This is a genomic window from Variovorax sp. V118, assembly GCF_041154445.1.
In the GTDB taxonomy this organism is placed as follows: Bacteria; Pseudomonadota; Gammaproteobacteria; order Burkholderiales; family Burkholderiaceae_C; genus Variovorax; species Variovorax boronicumulans.
On sequence record NZ_AP028663.1, the window covers coordinates 3397781 to 3415287 of the forward strand.

The 17507-nt window shown below is 69.2% G+C and carries 16 protein-coding genes; 4 read left to right on the top strand and 12 right to left on the bottom strand.

All coding sequences use genetic code 11. The features are described 5' to 3' along the window. The first annotated feature begins 85 nt into the window (after positions 1–85). On the top strand, positions 86–1150 hold the full coding sequence (locus ACAM52_RS15730; RefSeq protein WP_369647581.1) for a PAS domain S-box protein: 1065 nt from the start codon (positions 86–88) through the stop codon (positions 1148–1150). Further along, on the top strand, positions 1147–1779 hold the full coding sequence (locus tag ACAM52_RS15735; protein ID WP_095744783.1) for a response regulator transcription factor: 633 nt from the start codon (positions 1147–1149) through the stop codon (positions 1777–1779). The genes ACAM52_RS15730 and ACAM52_RS15735 overlap by 4 nt, the downstream gene beginning before the upstream one ends. Positions 1780–1797: 18 nt before the next feature. On the opposite strand, the gene ACAM52_RS15740 is transcribed toward ACAM52_RS15735, so the two are convergent. The 6 genes from ACAM52_RS15740 to ACAM52_RS15765 form a co-directional block, all read right to left on the bottom strand. Then, positions 1798–3552 carry a carboxylesterase/lipase family protein gene (locus ACAM52_RS15740; RefSeq protein WP_369647582.1) on the bottom strand — a complete coding sequence of 585 codons (1755 nt, stop codon included), beginning with the start codon at positions 3550–3552 and terminating at the stop codon, positions 1798–1800. Positions 3553–3717: 165 nt separating this feature from the next. Beyond that, positions 3718–4722, bottom strand: coding sequence for a hypothetical protein (locus ACAM52_RS15745; RefSeq protein WP_369647583.1), 1005 nt, complete (start codon positions 4720–4722; stop codon positions 3718–3720). Beyond that, positions 4719–5471: a hypothetical protein gene (locus tag ACAM52_RS15750; protein ID WP_369647584.1), complete on the bottom strand. Its 753-nt coding sequence runs from the start codon at positions 5469–5471 to the stop codon at positions 4719–4721. Before ACAM52_RS15750 ends, ACAM52_RS15745 begins: the two co-directional genes overlap by 4 nt. A gap of 269 nt (positions 5472–5740) precedes the next feature. After that, entirely contained in the window at positions 5741–6400 is a 660-nt protein-coding gene (locus ACAM52_RS15755) for an aspartate/glutamate racemase family protein (RefSeq protein ID WP_369647585.1), read from the bottom strand. Positions 6401–6440: 40 nt separating this feature from the next. Further along, the gene (locus ACAM52_RS15760; protein ID WP_159272391.1) at positions 6441–7895 is read right to left on the bottom strand and encodes an MFS transporter; all 1455 of its coding nucleotides are present in this window, start codon (positions 7893–7895) and stop codon (positions 6441–6443) included. A gap of 273 nt (positions 7896–8168) precedes the next feature. Continuing rightward, complete coding sequence (locus tag ACAM52_RS15765) at positions 8169–8705, bottom strand: peroxiredoxin-like family protein (RefSeq protein ID WP_369632260.1); 537 nt, start codon at positions 8703–8705, stop codon at positions 8169–8171. Between the two features lie 58 nt (positions 8706–8763). Between ACAM52_RS15765 and ACAM52_RS15770 the strand changes: the two genes are divergently transcribed. After that, the gene (locus tag ACAM52_RS15770; RefSeq protein WP_369647586.1) at positions 8764–9474 is read left to right on the top strand and encodes a TetR/AcrR family transcriptional regulator; all 711 of its coding nucleotides are present in this window, start codon (positions 8764–8766) and stop codon (positions 9472–9474) included. A gap of 6 nt (positions 9475–9480) precedes the next feature. On the opposite strand, the gene ACAM52_RS15775 is transcribed toward ACAM52_RS15770, so the two are convergent. The 5 genes from ACAM52_RS15775 to ACAM52_RS15795 are packed head-to-tail and all read right to left on the bottom strand — an operon-like array spanning position 9481 to position 15662. Continuing rightward, the gene (locus ACAM52_RS15775) at positions 9481–10512 is read right to left on the bottom strand and encodes an acyl-CoA dehydrogenase family protein (RefSeq protein ID WP_369647587.1); all 1032 of its coding nucleotides are present in this window, start codon (positions 10510–10512) and stop codon (positions 9481–9483) included. A gap of 19 nt (positions 10513–10531) precedes the next feature. After that, the gene (locus ACAM52_RS15780) at positions 10532–11722 is read right to left on the bottom strand and encodes an acyl-CoA dehydrogenase family protein (RefSeq protein ID WP_369647588.1); all 1191 of its coding nucleotides are present in this window, start codon (positions 11720–11722) and stop codon (positions 10532–10534) included. A 40-nt stretch (positions 11723–11762) separates the two neighbouring features. Beyond that, positions 11763–12731 (bottom strand): tripartite tricarboxylate transporter substrate binding protein, encoded by a 969-nt coding sequence (locus tag ACAM52_RS15785; RefSeq protein WP_369647589.1) that lies wholly within the window; start codon positions 12729–12731, stop codon positions 11763–11765. Positions 12732–12770: 39 nt separating this feature from the next. Continuing rightward, positions 12771–14858 carry an acetate--CoA ligase family protein gene (locus ACAM52_RS15790; protein ID WP_369647590.1) on the bottom strand — a complete coding sequence of 696 codons (2088 nt, stop codon included), beginning with the start codon at positions 14856–14858 and terminating at the stop codon, positions 12771–12773. A 6-nt stretch (positions 14859–14864) separates the two neighbouring features. Next, complete coding sequence (locus ACAM52_RS15795; protein ID WP_070059491.1) at positions 14865–15662, bottom strand: enoyl-CoA hydratase; 798 nt, start codon at positions 15660–15662, stop codon at positions 14865–14867. A gap of 90 nt (positions 15663–15752) precedes the next feature. On the opposite strand from ACAM52_RS15795, the gene ACAM52_RS15800 reads away from it, so the two are divergent. Next, a complete protein-coding gene (locus tag ACAM52_RS15800; protein ID WP_095744772.1) occupies positions 15753–16514 on the top strand; it encodes an IclR family transcriptional regulator in 762 nt (253 codons plus the stop codon). A 24-nt stretch (positions 16515–16538) separates the two neighbouring features. Here ACAM52_RS15800 and ACAM52_RS15805 read toward each other — a convergent pair whose 3' ends face one another. Then, entirely contained in the window at positions 16539–17375 is an 837-nt protein-coding gene (locus tag ACAM52_RS15805; protein ID WP_062480494.1) for a MurR/RpiR family transcriptional regulator, read from the bottom strand. Positions 17376–17507: the final 132 nt, after the last annotated feature.

Here is a 17507-nt window from a genome sequence, read left to right on the forward strand (position 1 = left end):
GGGAACCCTGCTGCTCGCAAACCCTCGGGCGCGGCCGTGCGGCGCGGCCCGCGACCTATCATGCAGCGCGCCACCGCCCGCCCCCATGACAGCACCCGCCCGCGAGAGCCTGCAGGACATGCCCTTCGACACCATCGTCGAACAGGCGGTGGCGGGCATCTACGTGATCCAGGACGACCGCTTCGTCTACTGCAACGCGACCTGGGCCGCCATCGTGGGCTACACCGCAGAAGAAATGACCGGCATGTCGCTGGCCGAGATCGTGCCGCCCGACTTCGTGGAAGTCGTGCGCTCGCGCATCCGCATCCGGCTGGCGGGCAATCCGCCGAGCATGCACTTCATCACGCGCGGCCTGCACCGCGACGGGCGCGTGCGCTTCGTCGAAGTCCACGGCTCGCGCATCGAGCACCGGGGCCGCCCGGCCGTGATGGGCGTGGGCGTGGACGTGACCGACCGCGTGCGCAACGAGGAAGAACGCCAGCGCTCGCGCGAGCAGCTGCAGGCCCTGGCGGCCTACACCGCCAACAAGCTCGAGGAGCAGCGGCTGGCGCTGTCGCGCGACGTGCACGACGTGCTCGGCGGCATGCTGACCTCGATCAAGATGGACGCCACGCGCATCCAGCGCCGCGCCGACAACCCCGAGGTGCAGGCGCTCACGCAGGGCCTGATCGCGCTCACGCAGCAGACCATCGACACGGTCAAGCAGATCTCGGAGGCGCTGCGCCCCAGCGCGCTCGACCACCTGGACCTGTCGGTGGCGCTGGCCCACGAGCTGCAGGCCTTCACGCGCCGCTCGGGCGTGCTGCATTCGCTGGACACCGACGCGCCCGCGCTGCGGCTTGCGCCCAAGCAGGCCACCGCGGTCTACCGCATCTTCCAGGAAGGCCTGACGAACGTCCTGCGCCACGCGAAGGCGCAGCGCGTGGACGTGCGGCTGCGCGTGGACGGCGAGCGCCTGCGGCTCGCGCTGCACGACGACGGCTGCGGCTTCGACCCCGACGCGCCCGAGGGCAGCGCGCTGGGCCTTCTGAGCATGCGCGAACGCGCGCGCGAGATCGGCGGCGAGCTGCACATTCACGCGGCGCCCGGCGCGGGCACGCGGCTGGCGCTGAGCGTGCCGCTGCTGCAACCGGAAAGCGGCCCCCCATGATCGACATCCTGATGGTCGACGACCACACGATCTTCCGCTCGGGCCTGCAGCGGCTGCTGCTCGACGAGAGCGACCTGCGCACCACGGCCGAGGCCGGCAACGGCGCCGAGGCGCTCGAGCTGGTGCGCCAGCGCCGCTTCGACGTGGTGCTGCTGGACATCAACATGGAAGGCCGCAACGGCCTGGAGGTGCTGGCCTCGATCCGCGCGCTGCAGCCCGCGCTGCCGGTGCTCATGCTGTCGATGTACGCCGAGGAACAGTACGCGCTGGTCGCCATCCAGGCCGGCGCGCGCGGCTACATCGCGAAAGACGCGGAGCCCGCCGAGCTGGTGCGCGCGATCCGCTGCGTGGCGGCCGGCGGCCAGTACCTGAGCGCGCGCGCCGCCTCGCAGGTCAGCGGCCAGCTCGAAGGCCGCGACGACCGCCCCGCGCACCAGCGGCTCACGGTGCGCGAGCACCAGATCATGCTCATGATGCTCAAGGGCCTGTCGCTCACCGCCATCGGCGACGAGATGCTCATCAGCGTGAAGACCGTGAGCACGCACCGCAGCAACATCCTCGACAAGCTGGGCGTGGCCAGCACGGCGGAGCTGGTGCTCTATGCCGTGCGCCACGGGATCATCCAATAGGTCGATCGCCTCAGAAACTCAGCGAGTGCCGTTGCGCAGCGGATCGACCGAATCGGGCAGCGCGTTGAAGTCGATCTGCTGGAACAGGAACTCGCGCTGCTGCGGCGACAGCAGCGAATAACGCGGCCAGAAGAACAGGTAGTCGTCGGCCGACATGCGCGGCTGGTTGTCGAAGATCATGCGCTTGCTGCACAGCAGGCACACGAAGTTGGTCCAGTTGTTCCAGGTCGTCTGGCCGTCGAACATGCGGCTCGGTGCGCCGTAGCGGGCAAAGCTCGCCGCGTGGCCGATGAACTTGTCCGACAGCGCCTTGCGACTGCTTGCGTTCGCGGGGCTCCAGGCAAAGCGCATGAAGTTCGGCTCGTCGGTCACGAAGTTGCCGAACAGCGCCGCCACGTCGATGCCGTGGAACGCGCCGAAGGTGTCCTTCCAGGGCTGCGGCGTGTCGTCCCAGTTGTAGTTGTAGCGGTAGATGTCGCCGTTCTGCAGGCGCAGCACGCGGATCACGTTGTCGATCACGTTGTCCAGCGCGTAGCTGATCACTTCATGCGTCTGCGTGTAGATCGGCCGGAACTCGGGCTTGATCAACTGGTTGAAGGTCACGCTGCCGGGCGCCGCGTAGTTGCTCAGGTTCCACAGCTCCTGCTGCGAGGGCTGGCCCATGCCGAACAGGAAGGCGAAGTACGAGCCCTCGTCGTGCGTGGAGCCGATCATCAGCGGCATCTTGTTGTAGTTGCCCGCCAGCAGGCCTGGCAGCCCGCTCGCGCGGATCACGGTGCCGTCGGTGAAGTGGCCCGGCACCACGGGGCTGGGCGTGAACTTCATGATCTGCGCCGCGCTCGCACCGCGCAGCAGCGCGGCGATGTCGGACTGGCTCATCGTCAGGCGCTGCGCCGCGGCCTGCAGCGTGGTCGAGGCGCGGCCGGTGTCGACCAGCAGGTTGTCGATGAGCGAATCGGCCGCCAGCGTACCCACCACCGGCGGGTACGCATTGGGCACGCCCGACATGCACAGCGCGCGGTGGAACTTGCCGTCGGCCAGCGGCGACTGCAGCAGGCCCCAGGTGTTGATGCAGCCGGCCGACTGGCCCGCCACCGTCACCTGCCCCGGGTTGCCGCCGAAGGCGCGCGCGTTGGCCTTCACCCAGTCGAGCGCGCGCACCAGGTCCAGCGTGGTGAAGTTGCCCGAGTCGTCCAGCGCGTTGCCGGTCTTCATGGCCGGGTGGTTCAGCCAGCCCAGCATGCCCATGCGGTATTGCACGGTGACCACCACCATGTTGGCCTTCTGCGCCAGGTAGGCGCCGTCGTAGGCCGGCTCGCGCGCCGAGCCCTTGGTGTTGCTGCCGCCGTGGATCCAGAAGAACACCGGCAGGTTCTCGGCGCTGGAGTTCGGCCGCCACACGTTCAGGTACAGGCAGTCTTCGGTGCCCACGGGCTGGCCGAAGGTGGCCGGGTCGGGCTCGCCGAAGGGGTTGCCGACCTGCGCGCACATGCCGGCCAGCGTGGTCGCGGCACGCGCGCCGCTCCACGGTTGCGGCGGCTGCGGGGCGCGCCAGCGCAGGTTGCCGACGGGCGGCTGCGCGAAGGGAATGCCAAGGAAGGCGTGCGTGTTGTTGGCCGCGACCTTGCCGTAGATCTGGCCGGCGTCCAGCGTGCGCGTGAGGCTCTGGTTGTAGGCGGCCAGCGTGGGCGCCGCGAGCATTGCGAGCGTCCACAGGACCGTGGTGCGAAGCAGCAGGCGAACGAGGCCTGCGAAAGAACGGGAGCGGTGCATGGTGGTTGTCTCCTCGAGGTGGATGCGGCGGGCTCTGACGGCCTCGGTCATGCATCGATTCTCGTGAGCACCCTGCCCCGCCCGCCTCGGTGTCATCGCAGGGGGGCGGCAAGAATCCTCCGATTGACATCCGGCCCGCAAAGGGCCATGCAACGCAGGGCGCGGCTACTTGCGCTTCCAGCTCGCCACGGTGATGTACACGCCGGTTTCCTTCGCGTCGCGCAGGCGCACGCTGTAGCGGCCCGCGCCGTCGGTGCCGTTGAAGACGACCTCGCGGCCCTCCTCGTCCAGCGTCGCGCCCTTGGCGAGTTCGCGGTACGCGTCGACCAGCTTGGCGATCGGCTCGTAGCTGCGAAGCGTGACCTCGGCATCGGGCAGCCGCGCCTCGGGGCGCTGGGCGCTCTGGTAGGCCGTGCGCATCGGCAGGCCGGCCAGCCCCTTGGGCAGCACGATCTTGCCGGCGCTGGCAGTGCTGTTCACCTCGGCCGTCTGCACCAGCAGCGGATGCAGCGACGCCGGGAAACCCGGCGGCAGCTGCTCGGCGCGCCAGCCCGGCACGCCCGGCTGGCCGGTGATGTATTCGACGCTGGCGATCTTCTGCGCGGCGGCCACATCCGCCGGATCGTCGCTGTCGGCCATGGCCGCGAGGAACGACGGCAGCTGCTTGCTCCAGGCCACGAGCGGCGCGGCGTCGGCCTGGCTGGCACCGGCACGCTGGAAGACCGACAGCACGGTCTGCGGCAAGGGGTTGCACACCTTGGGGTCGTCGCGCTTGGCGGGCGCACGGCAGTGGCCGTTGACCAGCCCCACCGCCTGCACGCGGCCGTCGGCGTCGATCAGCATCGCCGCGCGCTCTTCGCCGTGGCCGCCGCCGCTGACCGACGCGATGACCTGGCGGCCGTCGGGCCACACGGTGCGCGTGACGTCGAACTTCGAGCGCATGCCTTCGAGCAGCTGCTGCGCGATCAGCGTGTCGGGTTCGGTGTAGCTGCCGCGCGCGTAGCCGACGAGGCCGATCACGGCGCTGCGGATGCGCGTCTGCTCGCTCAAGCGCAGCGTGGGCGGCGGCAGTTCGGTCGTGACGGGGCCGGCCGCGTCTTGTGCATGGGCTGCGAACGCGCAGGCGAGCACCAGCGACGCGAACGCCGCCGGAATCAATGTCTTCTTCATTCGGAAATTTCCACTTCGATGTTCGTGATCGCGGGCATGTCGCGCGGGACCGTCGTTTCGACGGAGAAGCTCAGGCCGTTGCGGCTGCCGGCGATGAAGCCGTCGCTGGACTCGATGTCCTTCAGCGGCGGCGACAGCTGCTTGTAGAACGCCAGCACCTGCTGCGGCGTGTCGACGGTCTGCAGGCGCAGCACGCGCTTGGCCTTGGCGTCGCTCAGCGCGTCCTGCGCGGTGCCGTAGATCAATGCCTTGGGGTACAGCGGCACCTGCGCGGAGAAGGCCTTGTTGGGCCGCACGATGGGCCGTGCCGTGGTGCGCGCGGCGTCCATCGTGACGTACTCGGTCGTGGCGATCTTCTCGCCCACGCCCTCACCGCCCTGCATGCGGTCGGGAACCTGCTGGCTCCATGCGACCAGCGGTTGCGCCTTGGTGCGGTCGAGGCCGGGACGCAAGAAGATCGAGAGCACGGCATGCTGGTCGTCGAGACAACCGCTCGACGACGAGTCCTTGCCGCAGCTGCGATGCACCAGCGCGGCAGCCAGCACGTCACCGCTGCGGTCGTCGACCAGCACGGCCGCGCGCTCGCCGCCGTCGTAGGGCCGGCGATACGACGAAAGCAGTCGTTGGCCGTCAGGCAGCGCCTGCTGCTTGCGGTCGGGGCGCGAGGCCAGGCCCGAGATCAGCTGCTCGGCGAGCAGGCCTTCGGGCCAGTAGTACGAGCCCGACGCCATGCCCGCGAAGCGCGTCACGGCAAGGTCGAGTGCGGGAGCGTTGGATATTTCCGGCGCACGCTCGTGATGCGGCACGAGGACCAGCTGGGGTGTCGCGGTTTGTGCGACGGCGCCGAGGGAAGAGAGGAGAAGAAAAGCGAGGAAAGCGGAACGCGGTCGAAAGTGAGGCATGCAAAAAAGAAAACGAACGATGCGGCTTGCCCGATGTTTGCGGACAAGTGTGTCGTTTCATTCTAGAAGGCGTTCATTGCCAAAACGCCTCGCCTCTCATCGCCGCGACGAACGTCTCACGGCGTGACCGCGAGCTTCGAACACAGCAGCCGCATCGCCGCACCGATCGGTGCGATCACCGGCACGTCGAAGCGCGGCGCGAGCGCGAGCGCGGCCTGCCCGAGCGGACCGCCGCCGATGATCACGGCCTGCGCGCCATCGTCGTCGATGCAGCGTTGCACGGCCTGCGCCAGCGCCTCTTCGAGTGCGTTCGCATCGGCCGCGAGCGCACGCGGATCGCCCTGCGTGAGGCGGATGCCGCTGAACTGCGCGCGCAAGCCGAGCGCGGCCGCGCGCGCCTCGATGGGCGCCACCAGGTCGGGCGTGACGGTCGCGATGCCGAAGCGGCGGCCGCCCTCGCCTGCCGCGAGCATCGAGGCTTCGGCGATGCCGACCACGGGCACGCCGGCCTCGCGCCGCAGCAGCGCCACGCCGGGGTCGCCGAAGGCGCTGACGATCACGCCGTCCCAGCCCTCGCCCGCCGCCGCGCGCCACACCTTCAGCACCTCGTGCGCAGCGGCGTTCAGCTCGTCTTCGTTGACGATCATCGGCGGGCCCTGCACCGCGGTGCGGCCGGTCACGCGGCAACCGGCGGGCGCTTCGGCGGACGCGATGCCGACCATCATGTCGGTGGTGGCGACGGAGGCGTTGGGGTTGATGAGCAGGATGTCGGGCATGCGGAAAAACGCTTTCTTTGGAGATCGTTCGTTGCGCGGTTCAGTTCGAGCGGGCCAGCGTCGCGCCCGGTGCGCGGTCTTCAGCCTCGGCCTCGCCGGGCAGCGGCAGCGCATCGGGCGACTGGCCGTAGGTCTCGGGCACGCACTGCACGCTGGCGACGAACACCGCGTACATCGCGGCGGCCAGGCCGAACACGCCGACCAGCCCGAAGCTGTCGAAGAGGCGGCCCGCCACCAGCGGCATCAGCGCGCCGGCCGCCGTGCCCGTAGCCAGGATGAAGGCCGTGCCGAAGGCGCGCACGCGCGTCGGGTACAGCTCGGGCGCAAAGATCCAGATGGTGGTGTTGAGCAGCAGCACGAAGAACTGGAACACCGCGCCCGCGATGAGGATCACGACGATGCTCTTGGCCACGAAGCCGATGGTCAGCGCCGCGAGGCAGGCGCACACCGCGCCGGCCGTCAGCACGCGCTTGCGCGGAAAGTGGAAGCCCAGCAGCGAGGCCGCGATGGCGCCCAGCAGGCTGCCGCCCTGCATCACCATCGTGAACAGCAGGCTCTTGGACATGCTGTAGCCCAGCGTCACGAGGATGGTCGGCATCAGCGTGAGCACCGAGATCTGTGCGCCGTAGGTCATCCAGATCGTGATGCACAGCGGCACCGTGCGCCGCGCGAGTGCGCCGCGGAAAATTTCGGTCACGCGCACCTTCGGCCGGGCGGCCTGCGCCAGCGTGCCGTCGTCGGTGATGTATTGCTGGGGCGCCGCCGGCTTGCCCGACAGGCGCCCCGAGGCGAGGCGCGACAGCACCGCATTCGTTTCCTTCACGCGGCCCTGCGACAGCAGGAAGCGCGGCGTCTCGGGGATGTAGCGGCGGTAGAAGGCGCCCAGCAGCGCCGGCACCATGAGGCAGGCGAACAGCCAGCGCCAGGCGTTGTCGCCCGGGAACATCCAGAACACCAGCAGGCCGAAGCCCGGTGCGAGGAAGTTGCCGAGCCCGCCGGCGCCCACGTTGACCATCCCCACCGCCGTGCCGCGGAACTTGGTGGAGCAGAACTCGGCCAGCATCGTGACCGCAATGGCGATCTCGCCGCCCAGCCCGAAGCCCACCACCGCGCGGCCCAGCGCCATCACCGTGAAGTTGGGCGCCATCGCGCAGATGCCCGCGCCGAGCGTGAACAGCAGCAGGTCGATCGACAGCATCACGCGGCGGCCGTAGCGGTCGGCGATGAAGCCCGAAATGATCCGCCCGATGGCCGCGCAGGCGAAGGTGACGGTGTTCAGGAAGCCGATGTCGGAGGCGCTCAGCCCCCACTGCTCGCGCAGCATCGGGCCGACGATGCCGACCGCGTTCTGCTCGAAGGCATCGAACAGGCAACCGATGAGGATCAGGAAAATGATCGTGTGGTGCGAGCGCGTGACGCCGATGGTGTCGAGCGCGCGATCGAGCTCCGCGACTCGGGGCGAGTCGGGCCCGGAGGAGAGTGCAGGTCCAGCCATGGAAAAACCCCTTGAGAAGGAATGAAGTGCTTGCTTGCGCGGTGCAGCCCGGTGTCGCGGATCGCATCGTAGGCGGCATCGCGCCTGGATGGCATATGGATTTCACCTACTTTGAATAGTTGAAATTCAAATTTCATTCAGTTGCGAGCGTTTGCAAGCTTCATGCCGGGTGTTTTTCAGGCCTGGAAGACGGGTTCTCCGGGGTCTGGCTGAAAAGCGGCGCCCGAGCGCACCTGCAGCGTGCGCTGGCGCACCGCAGGCGTGCGCCGCTGTCTAGGAACTCGCCGCGCCGGCCAGCGCCAGCAGCTCGTCGACGTCCCAGTGATCGTCCGCGTGCCCGCCGTACTTGACGGCGACCACGGTGCCCCGCGCGTCGATGAGCACGTCGGCTGGCAAACCCGTGATGCCGTTTTCCGCCTTCCTGTAGAAGCGGCCCGTCGCGAGCACCCAGCGCAGGCCGCTCCAGAAGACGCGCGGATGCAGGAACGCCAGCCGCGAGGTCTCCACGCCGAAGCGCCGGTAGTGCGCCTTGGCGGGATCGGCCACGCAGTCGAACGGCAGCTGCGCCTGGTACTTGCGCATCTCCTGCGCTGACGAGTGAAAGAGCACGACCTCGCGAATGCCCGCCGCCGCCAGCTCGCCCTGCCTTCGGGCAAAGGTCAGCAGATGGAAGTTGCAGACCGGGCAGCCCGCGAAGCGGCGAAACTGCAGATGGACCCAGCGCGAACCGGCGTCCGGCAGTTGCAAGGGCTTTCCGTGGATCGTTTCCAGGGCCGTGGCGGGCACCACATCGCCGGGCGAGAACTTCATCGATGATCCTTCAGGAAGGGTTGCGAAGACGCCGGGCCGGGTGGCTGGAAAGCGTCCTATGATTTTTAAGTACACTGTACGTTTAATACTTTACAACCTCTTCGAGAACGGAGTCAAGCGTGGGACGTCCGCCAAATTCACCCGTGAACAGCTCCAGCAGGCCGCGCTGGCGCTGGTCGATGCGGACGGCCTCTCCGGCCTGACCATGCGCGCGCTCGCGAGCCGGCTGGAAACCGGCGCGATGACGCTCTACAACTACGTCTCGCAGCGCGAGGAGCTGGAGATGCTGGTGGTCGAGGCGGTGCTGGGCAAGGTGCGCTGGGAGACCGACAGCCACCAGCCCTGGCATGACGCGCTGGAAGACATCGCGATCGCGCTGTGGCGCGTGATCCGCGACCATCCTCATGTGATTCCGCTGATCCTCACGAGGCGCAGCCGCTCGCCCGCGGTGTTCGAAGTGACCGAAGCCCTGCTGCGCACGCTGGCCCAGAGCGGCCGCAGCGGCGCCCGCCTGCTCGTGGGTTTTCGCGCCGTGTCCGCGCTCATCATGGGCGCCGCACAGGCGGAGCTGGCCGGGCCGCTCACGCTGCAAGCCGACGAATCGCCCGACGACACGATCGCGCGCTTCCAGGCGCTGCCACCGGACCGGTTTCCGCACCTGATCGAGATCGCCACCACCGCCACGGCCAGCGATGCGGAGACCGAGTTCCGGGCAGGCCTGTCGCTGCTGATCGATGGCCTGCGCGCAGATGCTGCGCCGCAGGCCTGACGCCGCTCAGGCCAGGGCCAGCGCCTCGACCTGGTCCAGCGCGCGCGACGCACCGCCCAGGCGCGTCGCCAGGTGCTGCGCGCGCTTGAGGTACAGGTGCGCGTCGTGCTCCCAGGTGAAGCCCATGCCGCCATGCACCTGGATGGCCGTGCGCGTGGCCTGCTGAGCGCCTTCGATGCCAGTGAACTCGGCCGCGGCGCAGGCAAAACGCCAGTCCGGCTGGCCGCCGTCGAGCGCGGCAGCGGCGTAGCGCACGGCCAGGCGCGCGTTGTCCACGCCCATCCACGCGTTGGCGAGCTGGTGCTTGATGGCCTGGTAGCTGCCGATGGGCTTGCCGAACTGCACGCGCTCGCGGGCGTAGGCGCTGGCGAGGTCGAGTGCGGCCTGCGCGACGCCGACGAGTTCCGCCGACAGCGCGACGCGGTGGGCGGCGCGCACGCGGGCGCGTGTTTCGGGCACGATGGGCAGCGTCTCCCATGCGAGTGAAGGCGCGGGAGCCGTCGGTGCTTGTCGCAACGTAGGGTCGAGCGCGTCGGACACAGCGCCCTCGGGCATCGGCCGCAGCGCCACGCGCAGCGGCACCGCGTCGTCGTGCCAGCCCTGCACCACCACGAGATCCGAAGCCTGCCCCGCATGGTCGATCCAGCCGTCACCGTCCGCGATGCAATGGAAGGCGCCCTCGCCCGCCATCACCGAACGCACCCCCTCGCGCAACGCATCGGGCGGTGTGTCGCCACACGCCTGCAGCCACAACGGCAACAACACGGCGCTGCCGGCCAGCGGCAGGTTCAACAGCTGCTGGCCTGCGGCCTCGGCCACGATGCAGGCCTCGCTCATGCCGAGCCCCAGGCCGTCGTGCGCCTCGGGCACCAGCAGTGCCATCCAGCCCATGCCGGCCATGTCGGCCCACAGCGACTGCTGCGTGGCATCGGTCCAGGGCAAGGCGCGCCGTGCGCGCACGAGCGGGTGGTGGTCGGCGAAGAAGCGGTGGGCCGACGCGTGCAGCATCTGCTGCTCGTCGTTCAATGCGAAATCCATGGGGTCGTGTCGTCGTCGGTCAGTTCTTGGGCAGGCCCAGCATCTGCTCGGCCAGGATGTTGCGCTGCACTTCGGACGTGCCCGCCAGGATGGTTTCGGCGCGCGTCCACAGGTAGTCGCGCACCCAGGCCGCGGCCTGCGGGTCAGCACCCGTGGGCTCGGCGCCGGCCAGCGCGCGCTCGCCCAGCACCTCCATGGCGGTGGCGAGCAGCTTCTGGTGCGACTCGCTCCAGTGCAGCTTGGTCGACGAGCCCTCGGGCCCCGGCGGGCCGCCGCGCATCGCGTGCGTGAGCGCGCGGTACGACTTGAGCTTGAGCACATGGCTGTCGACCGCCAGCCGCGCGAGGTCGCGCCGCAGGTGCGGGCAGTCGAGCGCCGGGCGTCCGCCCCTTTGCACGCCGGCCGCCAGCCGCGTGAGCGCGCCCAGCTCCTGCGTGAAGCGCACCTGGCGCGGAATGAAGTAGGTGCCGCGCTCGAAGCTCGCGGCGGCCATCGCCAGCCGCCAGCCGCCGTTCTCTTCACCCACGAGTGCGTCGAGCGGCACCTTCACGTCCTCGAAGAAGACCTCGTTGAAGTCCGACTCGCCCGTGATCTGACGGATGGGTTCCACGCGCACGCCGGGGCTCTTCATGTCCACCAGCAGGAAGCTGATGCCCTTGTGGCGCGCGGCCACGGCGTCGGTGCGCGCGAGCACGAAGCAGTGGTCGGCAATGTGTGCGAACGAGGTCCACACCTTGTGGCCGTTGAGCACGTAGTGGTCGCCGCGCCGCTCGGCCCGCGTGGACAACGCCGCAAGGTCGGAGCCCGCGCCAGGCTCGGAATAGCCCTGGCACCAGATCTCGCGGTTGCTCAAGATGCCGGGCAGGTAGCGGGCCTTCTGCGCCTCGCTCGCGAAGTGGATCAGCGTGGGCGCCAGGATGCCGTGGCCGATGATGTTCACGCCCAGCGGCGCACCGATGCGGGCCTGCTCCTCGTGGAAGATGGCCTGCCGCGTGAGCGGCCAGGCCTTGCCCCCGTGAGCCTCGGGCCAGCCCAGGCCCGACCAGCCGGCCTGGCACACGTGGTCTTCCCAGGCGCGACGCCAGGTCAGCTCGTTGGCGTCGGGCGCGCCCCCAGGCCAGGCCGCGACGAAGCGCGGATAGTGCGTATCGAACCAGTCGCGCAACGTGAGGCGGAAGGCTTCATCTTCCGCCGAGTAACCCACTTGCATGCTTGTCTGCTTTCTCGTTCTTGCTGATGGTTCGCGGATGTCAGTCGGCCTTTGCGCCCGAGTCTTTGATGACCTTGGCCCATTTCACGATGTCCTTGCGCAGGAAGGCAGCGAACTCCTCGGGCTTGTTGCCGATGATGTCCAGGCCCAGGCTGCGGAACTTGTCCTTCACCTCGGGTTCCTTGAGCACTTCCTGCAGTTCGTCGTGCAGCTTGTTCACGACCGCTGCAGGCGTCTTCGCCGGCGCGACCACGCCCAGCCACGGCATGGCTTCGTAGCCGGGCAGGCCCGACTCGGCGACGGTGGGCGTGTCGGGCAGCGACTGCGAACGCTGCGCCGTGGTCACGGCCAGGAGGCGCACCTTGCCGTCCTTGATGAAGGGGCCCGAGGACGCGTAGGCATCGAACATCACCTGCAGCTGGCCGCCGATCATGTCGGTGAGCGCGGGCGCGCTGCCCTTGTAGGGAATGTGCTGCATCTTCACGCCGGCCACGCTGTTGAAGAGCTCGGCCTCCAGGTGCGTGGACGTGCCCGCGCCCACCGAGCCGTAGTTCGCCTTGTTGGGGTTGGCCTTGAGCCAGCTCACCAGCTCGCCCACGTTCTTGGCCGGAATGCTCGGATGCACCACCAGCACGTGCACCACCGAGGCCACCTGCGAGACCGGCGCGAAGTCTTTCACCGGGTCGTAGTTGACCTTGCTGTACAGGCTGGGCGCAATGCCCAGCGATGAGGCCGCGAGCAGCAGCGTGTGGCCGTCGGGCGCGGCCTTGGCCACGTACTCCGACGCGATCATGGTGCCGGCACCGGGCTTGTTCTCCACCAGCACGGGCTGGCCCAGGCGCTTGTGCAGCCGCTCGGCGAGCAGGCGCGACATGATGTCGGCCGCGCCGCCGGGCGAGAACGGCACGACGAGCGTGACGGGCTTGGTCGGGTAGGTCTGCGCCGCGGCGGGGCCGGCCGCCAGAGCGGCGGCGGCCAGGGCCACGCAGGCCAGTGCTTTCTTGAACATGGGATGTCTCCTGTCTCTGTCGATGGTTGTGGTTGTGTCTTACGAAGCCAGGACCAGCGCGTCGAGCGCGCGCACGCCCTGGCCCTGTTCCTTCACGAGCAGCGGGTTGACTTCGACCTCGTCTGCCTGTTCCTGCAGCGCCAGCACGGCGCGTGAAAACCCGGCGATGGCGCGGCACGCGGCCTCGACATCGCCCAGCGGCCGGCCGCGATACCCCGTGAGCAGCGGAAAGGCCTTGAGCTCGCCCAGCATGTCGCGCGCCATCGCTTCGTCGACCGGCAGCACGCGGTGGCTCACGTCCTTGTACAGCTCGGTGAGCACGCCACCCAGGCCCACGGTCAGCGTCATGCCGAACACCGGGTCGCGCGTGGCGCCGAGGATGAGTTCGGCCTGCCCTGCTTCCATCTTCTGCAGCAGCGCACCGTCGATCTGCGCCGTGGGCGCGTAGGCGCGCGCCGAGGCCATCACTTCGTCGAAGGCCTTGCACACCTCTTGCGCATTGCCCAGCCGCAGGCGCACGCCGCCGGCTTCGGTCTTGTGTGCGATGTCGGCACTGAGCACCTTCAGCACGACCGGAAAGCCCAGTCGCCCGGCCACGGCCGCGGCTTCTTCGGCCGTGCGCGCCACAGCCTCGTCGACCGGCTGCACGCCGAACTCCGCGAGGTAGCGCTTGGTGGTGTGCTCGTCGGCCCGGCCTGCCAGCGCGGCGCGCGCGGGCGCAGGCTGGCTGCGCACCTGCAGCCAGGGGTTGTGCTTGCGCCGCTCCTGCCACAACAGGAAGGGCGACAGCGCCGACACGGCCACGCCGATGTCCTCGAACACCGGCACGCCGCCCGCGCGCAACTGCTCGCGCGTCTTCGCTGCGCCGGTGTCGATCGCGACGATCAGGCGCGGGTGCTTGTCGGCCACGGCGCACAGGTCGTCGGCCATGCGGTCGAGCATGTAGCCCGGCGCGTAGACCACGATGGCGTCGATGGCGTCGGACACCGCCAGCGCTTCCATCGCCGTGCGCACGAAGCCGGGGTCGTTCACCACGTTGCCCGTCACGTCGACCGGGTTGGAGACCATGCCGTAGTCGGGAATGCCGGCGCGCAGCTGGTCCTGCAGCGGCTGCGGCAGCGTGGGCACGTCGAGCCCCTGGCCGATGAACTTGTCGGCCAGGATCGCGCCCAGCGCGCCCGAGATGGTGATGATCGCCACGCGCTTGCCGGCGCTGCGATGCCGGTAGCCCGCCAGGTGCGCGAGCTGCGCCATCTGCGCGAAGTCGTGGCTCTGGATGATGTTGAGCTGGCGGAACGCCGCCTGGTAGATCTGCTGGTCGCCCGCCAGCGCCGAGGTGTGCGAGCGCACGGCCTCGGAGCCCTTCTCGGTCTCGCCGGCCTTGTAGAGGATGAGCAGCTTGTCGCGCCGCACGAACTCGGCCGCGGCCTCCATGAAGCGCGGGCCGTCGCGCAGCTCTTCGATGTAGCCGATGCCCACGTCGGTGGCGTCGTCCTGCGCCAGGTATTCGAGGTACTGCGCGAAGTCCACGCAGGCTTCGTTGCCGGTGTTGATGAAGTGGCTGAAGCCCACGCCCAGCCGGCGCGCAATGGCGTACACCGCGGCGCACACGTTGCCGCTTTGCGTGAGCAGGCTCACGCGGCCCGGGCCCTGCTGCATCGGCGCGGTGTTGAACACCGAAGCGAAGTTGGTGTGGGCCTGCGTGTTGAGGTTGGCGAAGCCCATGGCGTTCGGGCCCGCGACCACCATGTCGGTGGTGGCCACGAAGGCCTCCAGCTCGGCCTGCAGCGCGGCGCCCGCGTCACCGGCTTCGGCAAAGCCCGCGGCATACACGATGACGGCGCGCACGCCACGCGCCTGGCAGCGCCGCAGCATCGGCGTGACCTCGGCCGCGGCCAGCGCGAGCACCACCAGGTCGGGCGCGGCGGGCAGTGCTTCGAGGTCGGGCCAGCAGCGCAGGCCGAAGACTTCTTCGTACTTCGGGTTGATCGGGTAGATCGCGCCCTGGTAGCCGAATGTCGTGAGGTGCGCGAGCGGCATGCCGCCGATGCGCGCGGCATTGCCGCTGGCGCCGACCACGGCGATGGAGGCCGGGTTCAGCAGGGGTTCGAGACGGTGCAAGGTCATCTTGATTCAGGCGGAGGCGGGGTTCTTCTGGATGGCCGAAGCCAGGCCGCGGTCGCGGGCCGTGAGAAAGCCCTCGCTCAGGTGCGAGAGCTGGTGCGTGTCGAAGTGCGCGGCCAGCGCGGTGCGCAGGCCCTGCGCGTCGAGCGTGCGGTTGATCGAGCGCTTGATCAGGCGCAGCCCGAACGGCGGCGCCTTGGCGATCTGCTGCGCCAGCGCCAGTGCGGCGTCGGCCAGTTCCGCATCGGGCACGACGCGGTTGACCATGCCGATGGCATGCGCCTCCTGCGCCGACAGCTTGCCGCCGGTGTAGAGCATTTCCTTGGCCTTGCGCGCGCCCATCACCCACGGATGGATCAGCACCTCGGTGGCCGCCGCGCCCAGCGTGTGGCCCACGGGGTCGCTGAAGAAGGCCGACTCGCCCGCGACCACCAGGTCGCACATGTTGGCGATCATGAAACCGCCCGCCACGCAGGCGCCCTGCACCTGCGCGATGGTGGGCTTGGGAAAGTCCCAGATGCGCATCGAGTAGTCGAAGTAGCGCAGCTCTTCGTAGGCCCAGCGCTCTTCCACGGTGAAGTTCGCGCGCTCGGCCTGCGCCTGCTTGAGGTCGTGGCCGGCCGAGAAGTGCGCGCCCTTGCCGCCGAGCACCACGGCGTTCACCGTGTCGTCGCGCGCGGCGTCGTCGAAGGCGGCCATGAGCTCGTCCAGCATCTGCTGGCTCTGGGCGTTGCGCTGGGCATCGCGGGCCAGCAGGATGCGGCGCACGGCGCCGTGGTGTTCGATTTCGAGGGTGTCGTACGCCATCGTGTGTCTCCGGGTCGGTGTCTGGGGCGGGGGCAGTTTAGACTTCGAAATTCCTGCATCCCAAACACTAATTCCAATTTTTCCCACTATATGGACGAACCCAGAGAGACCGCCGGCGCCCAGAGCCTGCGGCGCGCCCTGCAGTTGCTGCGTCTGCTGGCCGAGCACCACGAGGAAGGCATCAAGCTCACCGAAGTGATCGCCGCCTCGGGGCTGGAGCGCTCGACCGTGCACCGCCTGCTCTCATGCCTGGCCGAGGAACAGTTCGCCGAGCGCGACCCCGACGGCAAGGCCTACCGCCTGGGCATCGACGCCATGCAGCTGGGCTTTGCCTCGATGCGGCGCGTGCCGCTGGTGGACTCGTGCCGCGCCCTCATGCAAAAGCTCGCGCGCATGTCGGGCGACACCGTGTTCCTCGTGATCCGCCAGGGCGACTACTGCGTGTGCCTGCACCGCGAGGAAGGGCACTTTCCGGTGAAGGTGTTCACCACTGACGTCGGCGGACGCCGCCTGCTGGGCCTGGGCGCGGGCGGGCTGGCGCTGATGGCCGCGCTGTCCGACGCCGAGATCGACCGCATCCTCGAGCGCCACACCGCCGAGTACGCGCAGGCCGGCTTCACCCGCGAGCGCATGAAGCAGGCCGTGAAGCGCACGCGCGCTGCGGGCCATGCCGACATCGTGGACACGCTCACCGAAGGGGTGTCGGGCGTGGGGCGCACTTTCGCGGCGTCGGCCACGACGCTGGCGGCGATCAGCTTCGGCGCGATCACGCCGCGGCTGCCGCCGGCGCGCAAGAAGGAGATGGCGCAGTTGTTGAAGGCGCAGTTGCCGCGCAGCGAAGCGGCGAAGTAGCCGGCGCGGAGGCCGCGCGCTCTTTCAGAGCTCGCCGTTTTCCTCGTGCCCCAGCTCGATCGCCGCCAGCCGCTTGCGCCCGGCCGAGCCGGCGGCTTCGATCACCATCGTGGCGATCAGGTCGCACACGCCCATCACGGCCGCGTGGTTGTCGAGCAGCCCCGGGCCGCGGCAGTCGCATTGCAGCGACCAGGTGGCACCCGCGAAATCGGGCGAGGCGCGGTCGCTGATGTAGACGATCTTCGCGCCGACGCGCTGCGCGCCCGCGAGCAGCGTGTCGAGTTGGCGCGTCTGGCGGCGCGTGCCGAACACGATCACGCAGTCGCGCTCGCCCAGCCCCGCCAAGTGCTCCGCCAGCGTCTCGCCGGGGCCCGGAATGGCCGTGACGCGCGGCACCACCTGGATGATCTGCCAGCGCAGGTACAGCGCGAACGCGTGGCTGCTGCGCGTGCCGAAGATCAGCACCTGCCCCGCCCCGATGATCGCCTTCACGATCTCGGCCATCTGCTTGTCGCTCAGGCGCTCGAAGGTGCTCGCCAGGTTGGCCTGCGATTGCTGGAAGTGCGTGGCCACGAGGTGGCCCCGCTTGGAGGCTTCGGTCGCGTTCTGGAACAGCGGCGAGCCGGTCTGCTTTTCTTCGCGCACCTGGCGCCGCGCCTCTTCGTAGTTCTCGTAGCCGATGCGCCGGATGAAGCGGCTCACCGTGGAGGGCGACACGCCCGCCAGCTCCGCCAGTTCGTTGCCCGCGTAACTGGCCAGCTCGCCGGGAAACTCCAGGACGAAATCGGCAAGCTGGCGTTCGGTCGCGGACAGCTGGTCGAGCTGGCTGCGAACGCGGCGGACGAAGGAATCGGCGGACATGGGTGGGTGGTGGGAAGCGGCGCACGATGATGCCATGCGCCTGCGGCACCCCGGGCAAACGCACGCATTGGACTAAAGTCCCATGACGCCCCCCACGCCACGCGTTACCTTGGGATCGCCACCTTCGGCGAT

Coding starts and splice junctions, on each gene's coding strand:
- ACAM52_RS15795 (WP_070059491.1), bottom strand. CDS start 15,662: ATGGCGTACGACACCCTCGAAATCGAACACCACGGCGCCGTGCGCCGC.
- ACAM52_RS15730 (WP_369647581.1), top strand. CDS start 86: ATGACAGCACCCGCCCGCGAGAGCCTGCAGGACATGCCCTTCGACACC.
- ACAM52_RS15770 (WP_369647586.1), top strand. CDS start 8,764: ATGATTTTTAAGTACACTGTACGTTTAATACTTTACAACCTCTTCGAG.
- ACAM52_RS15775 (WP_369647587.1), bottom strand. CDS start 10,512: ATGGATTTCGCATTGAACGACGAGCAGCAGATGCTGCACGCGTCGGCC.
- ACAM52_RS15755 (WP_369647585.1), bottom strand. CDS start 6,400: ATGCCCGACATCCTGCTCATCAACCCCAACGCCTCCGTCGCCACCACC.
- ACAM52_RS15760 (WP_159272391.1), bottom strand. CDS start 7,895: ATGGCTGGACCTGCACTCTCCTCCGGGCCCGACTCGCCCCGAGTCGCG.
- ACAM52_RS15745 (WP_369647583.1), bottom strand. CDS start 4,722: ATGAAGAAGACATTGATTCCGGCGGCGTTCGCGTCGCTGGTGCTCGCC.
- ACAM52_RS15790 (WP_369647590.1), bottom strand. CDS start 14,858: ATGACCTTGCACCGTCTCGAACCCCTGCTGAACCCGGCCTCCATCGCC.
- ACAM52_RS15785 (WP_369647589.1), bottom strand. CDS start 12,731: ATGTTCAAGAAAGCACTGGCCTGCGTGGCCCTGGCCGCCGCCGCTCTG.
- ACAM52_RS15740 (WP_369647582.1), bottom strand. CDS start 3,552: ATGCACCGCTCCCGTTCTTTCGCAGGCCTCGTTCGCCTGCTGCTTCGC.
- ACAM52_RS15765 (WP_369632260.1), bottom strand. CDS start 8,705: ATGAAGTTCTCGCCCGGCGATGTGGTGCCCGCCACGGCCCTGGAAACG.
- ACAM52_RS15805 (WP_062480494.1), bottom strand. CDS start 17,375: ATGTCCGCCGATTCCTTCGTCCGCCGCGTTCGCAGCCAGCTCGACCAG.
- ACAM52_RS15735 (WP_095744783.1), top strand. CDS start 1,147: ATGATCGACATCCTGATGGTCGACGACCACACGATCTTCCGCTCGGGC.
- ACAM52_RS15800 (WP_095744772.1), top strand. CDS start 15,753: ATGGACGAACCCAGAGAGACCGCCGGCGCCCAGAGCCTGCGGCGCGCC.
- ACAM52_RS15780 (WP_369647588.1), bottom strand. CDS start 11,722: ATGCAAGTGGGTTACTCGGCGGAAGATGAAGCCTTCCGCCTCACGTTG.